4 protein-coding genes are annotated in these 3,571 nt (G+C 42.1%); all 4 read right to left on the bottom strand.

From position 1 onward, the window contains the following. Positions 1–61 precede the first annotated feature (61 nt). Genes H5072_RS14665 through flgF form a run of 4 tightly spaced genes read right to left on the bottom strand, consistent with a single transcriptional unit; the run spans position 62 to position 3,421 of the window. On the bottom strand, positions 62–1,156 hold the full coding sequence (locus H5072_RS14665; protein ID WP_182693935.1) for a flagellar basal body P-ring protein FlgI: 1,095 nt from the start codon (positions 1,154–1,156) through the stop codon (positions 62–64). 11 nt (positions 1,157–1,167) lie between these two features. Then, the gene (gene flgH / locus H5072_RS14660) at positions 1,168–1,851 is read right to left on the bottom strand and encodes a flagellar basal body L-ring protein FlgH (RefSeq protein WP_002959418.1); all 684 of its coding nucleotides are present in this window, start codon (positions 1,849–1,851) and stop codon (positions 1,168–1,170) included. 16 nt (positions 1,852–1,867) lie between these two features. Next, a complete protein-coding gene (flgG, locus tag H5072_RS14655) occupies positions 1,868–2,656 on the bottom strand; it encodes a flagellar basal-body rod protein FlgG (protein ID WP_002959420.1) in 789 nt (262 codons plus the stop codon). 21 nt (positions 2,657–2,677) lie between these two features. Continuing rightward, positions 2,678–3,421, bottom strand: coding sequence for a flagellar basal-body rod protein FlgF (gene flgF / locus H5072_RS14650; RefSeq protein WP_182693934.1), 744 nt, complete (start codon positions 3,419–3,421; stop codon positions 2,678–2,680). Positions 3,422–3,571: the final 150 nt, after the last annotated feature.

The following is a 3,571-nucleotide window of genomic DNA, read 5'->3' as shown; positions in this document are numbered from 1 at the left end:
CCTATATCTTGTTTCAAAAATATAGGGCTTAAGTAATACGTTATTTATTGGCTTGAGTTATTTATATAACAACTAACTGTCCGTTAATTGCGCCGGCTTCTTTTAGTGCTTCTAAAATAGCCATTAGATCACCAGGCGCTGCGCCTACTTCGTTAATTGCGCGAACTAAATCATCAAGGCTTACACCTGGATTAAATACAAAGGCGCGCGAGTCATCTTGATTTACATCAATAATGCTCTGCTGCGTGACAACTGTATCACCGTTTGCTAGCGGGTTTGGTTGTGACACGTTTTGTTGTTCTGCAATTGTTACTGTTAAGCCACCGTGAGTTATAGCGGCAGGCTGAAGCTTAACGTTTTTACCAATGACAATTGTACCAGTGCGCGAGTTAACTATAATTTTAGCGGCCATATCAGCTGGCTTAAATTCTAAGTTTTCGAGTGTCGATAAGTACGATACACGTTGGGATGCATCGCGTGGAGCTATAACACGAATAGAAACAGAATCAATTGCCTGTGCGCTATTTGGGCCAACTAAGTCATTAATTGTTTTTTCTAGGCGTTTTGCCGTTGTAAAGTCTGGGCGGTTTAAATTAAAAGTAATGTAATCGCCTTGCATAAATGGGCTTTCCACGGCGCGCTCAACTGTAGCGCCATTTGGTATACGACCAACTGTAGGGGTGTTAATTACAACTCTACTACCATCAAGGCCTTGTGCGCCTAAGCCACCGACAATTAAACTACCTTGTGCAATTGCGTACACGTTACCGTCTACACCCTTTAAAAAAGTTTGTAGTAAAGTACCGCCACGTAAGCTGCCTGCACTACCAATAGAAGAAACCGTAATATCAATTGCTTGCCCAGGCTTTCTAAATGCAGGTAGTTCTGCATGCACCGCCACAGCGGCAACATTTTTAATTTTAGGGCTTTGAGTTGAGGGTAGCGTAATACCAAAGCTGTTTAACATGCCTCTAAAACTTTGTTGTGTGTATGAGTTTTGCTCGCCAGTGCCTGGCAAACCAACTACTAAGCCATAACCGACTAATTGGTTAGAGCGTACGCCTTCAACCATAGACACATCTTTTATGCGCTCAGCACTGGCAGTAAACTGCCAACCTAATAACACAACTAAACATAAAGCTTTAAGGCTATTCATGTTGTTACCCTCTAAAATGGAAACAGCGAACTGCTAAAGAAACGTGTAAGCCAACCAGGACTTTGCGCCTCTTGCGTTTGCCCTTTACCTGAGTATTGAATACGTGCATTAGCAATACGATTTGATTCAACCGTATTATCGGCGCTTACGTCTTGAGGGCGTACTAGCCCTTCTAAACGAATAAACTCTTCGCCGGTATTAAGCGTTAGCCATTTTTCGCCGCGTATAACTAAATTACCGTTAGGTAAAACGCGCATTACATTAACCGAAATATCGCCCACTAAGCTGTTTGACTGGTTTGATTTTGAATCACCCGTAAACGACGAATCACTACCAATACCAAACTGGATACTATCGCCACCTATATTTACAGGTAGACCACCTAAGCCAATCACTGGGTCTAAGCTTGCGTCAGTTTCTTTGTCTGTTTCTGTTTTAGCGGCTTTTGTTGCTTGAGTAGACTCTTGCAATTTAACCGTAATTATATCGCCAGTACGTAGCGCTTTTTTATCAGAATATAAGTCGTTTGATGTATGAGTATTAAACAGTGAACCTGTGGCTACCAGCGGCTCTAAGATAGGCTCGGGGTACATAGGTGCGTAGTAAGGGTCGTCCTGCACTACCTCACTATTTTGCGTAGACATACAGCCACTTAAAAATAATGTGCCCGCTGCAAATAAAATAATATTACGCATAATTCCCCCTATTCTATTAAAGCTGTTGATTGATGTAACTCATCATTTCGTCAACGGCCGAAATTACTTTTGAGTTCATTTCGTAAATACGCTGAGTTTCGATTAGATTTACTAGCTCTTCAGTTACATTTACGTTTGAAGTTTCAAGAGAGCCTTGAATAATGCTACCTAACCCTTCAACACCCGGGTTACCTTGTACCGGTGCACCACTTACAGCGGTTTCGGTATAAAGGTTTTGACCAATTGGCTCAAGGCCCGATGGATTAATAAAGTCACTAATTGTTAGCTGACCAATTACAACGTTATCGGCTTGACCTGCAACACGTACAGATACTTCGCCGTCTTGCGAAACTGTAATTGATTGCGCGTCATCAGGTACATTCATTTCTGGCTGAATAACGTAACCAGCGCCCGATGTTACAATTCGTCCATCGCCATCAGTAGTAAACTGACCATTGCGCGAGTAAGCAATATTGCCATCTGGTTGCAGTACTTCAAAAAAGCCTTCGCCAGAAATCATCCAATCTAGTGAGTTTTCGGTGGTCAACATGTTGCCTTGCGTAAACTCTTTTTGGTTAGCTACAACTTTAGCACCCGCACCTAACATTAAGCCCGACGGCATTTCGGTATCTTGCGATGAACGACCACCTGGTTGATTAATATTTTGATAAAGTAAATCTTCAAATATAGCGCGGCTTTTTTTGTAACCTACGGTACTGGCATTCGCTAAATTATTTGAGATAACCGATATATCGGTTTGTTGAGCGTCTAGCCCCGTTTTACTGATCCACAATGCTGGATTCATAATCGTGTCCTCACTTTAAAGTTAAACTATGCGTAATAACTGATCTTGACGCTCGTCAATTTCTTCAGCTGTTTTCATTAATTTCACTTGTAATTCAAATTGGCGCTGGTGGCTTATCATGTCGACCATTTCGTGAACCGGATTCACATTCGACATTTCAAGCGAACCACTTAAAACTTTTACATTGGCAGAGGTATCTACTGTTACATTTGCTTTTGGTCTAAATAAACCGTCGTTACCTTTTTCGAGCTGTGAGCTATTTGCTTCAACAACTCTAAGCGTGTCGATTTCTTCTAAAAAGTTAGCAGGAGCGCCTTGTGGTCGAACTTGAATAGCGCCATCTTGGCTAAACTCTATTTTTTCGACTGGGACGGGTAAAATAACAGGTCCCCCTTCGCCAATAACTTGACGACCATGGCTGGTTACGAGCATACCTTGAGCTGTAATGTTTAACGTACCCACTTTTGTGTAAGCTTCATTACCGGAGGCATCTTGCACAGCAAGCCATGCGTTATCGCTCATTGCGATATCTAAGTCTCGCCCGGTTTGAACAATGCCACCCGATACCATGTTTGAACCCGGACGCTCTTGCATTGAAAATACACGTGTAGGCAAACCTTCGCCAAACGCTTGCATAGAACGCGCCTGGGCAAAGTCAGCTTTAAAACCCGTTGTATTTGCATTTGCCAAATTATTGGCTTTTAAAGCAAGCCCTTGTAGGCTTTGCTTAGCGCCAGAGGCCGCAATGTAGACCATTTTGTCCATAGTATCGACTCACATAAAAAATCTCTGAACTTACAAATGCAAAATAGATGCCAGATTAAATTTGACGCAACATTGAGAGGTATTTAGAAGGGCTTGCAAATAGGACTTATAAAAAAGGCTGCAAAAATGCAGCCTCATATATTTAATAGG

Source organism: Pseudoalteromonas sp. SR45-5 (genome assembly GCF_014163565.1).
GTDB lineage: Bacteria > Pseudomonadota > Gammaproteobacteria > Enterobacterales > Alteromonadaceae > Pseudoalteromonas > Pseudoalteromonas distincta.
The sequence above is the reverse complement of the archived record's forward strand: the minus strand, read 5'-3'. Positions and strand labels throughout refer to the sequence as shown.

Coding starts and splice junctions, on each gene's coding strand:
- flgG (WP_002959420.1), bottom strand. CDS start 2,656: ATGAATCCAGCATTGTGGATCAGTAAAACGGGGCTAGACGCTCAACAA.
- H5072_RS14665 (WP_182693935.1), bottom strand. CDS start 1,156: ATGAATAGCCTTAAAGCTTTATGTTTAGTTGTGTTATTAGGTTGGCAG.
- flgF (WP_182693934.1), bottom strand. CDS start 3,421: ATGGACAAAATGGTCTACATTGCGGCCTCTGGCGCTAAGCAAAGCCTA.
- flgH (WP_002959418.1), bottom strand. CDS start 1,851: ATGCGTAATATTATTTTATTTGCAGCGGGCACATTATTTTTAAGTGGC.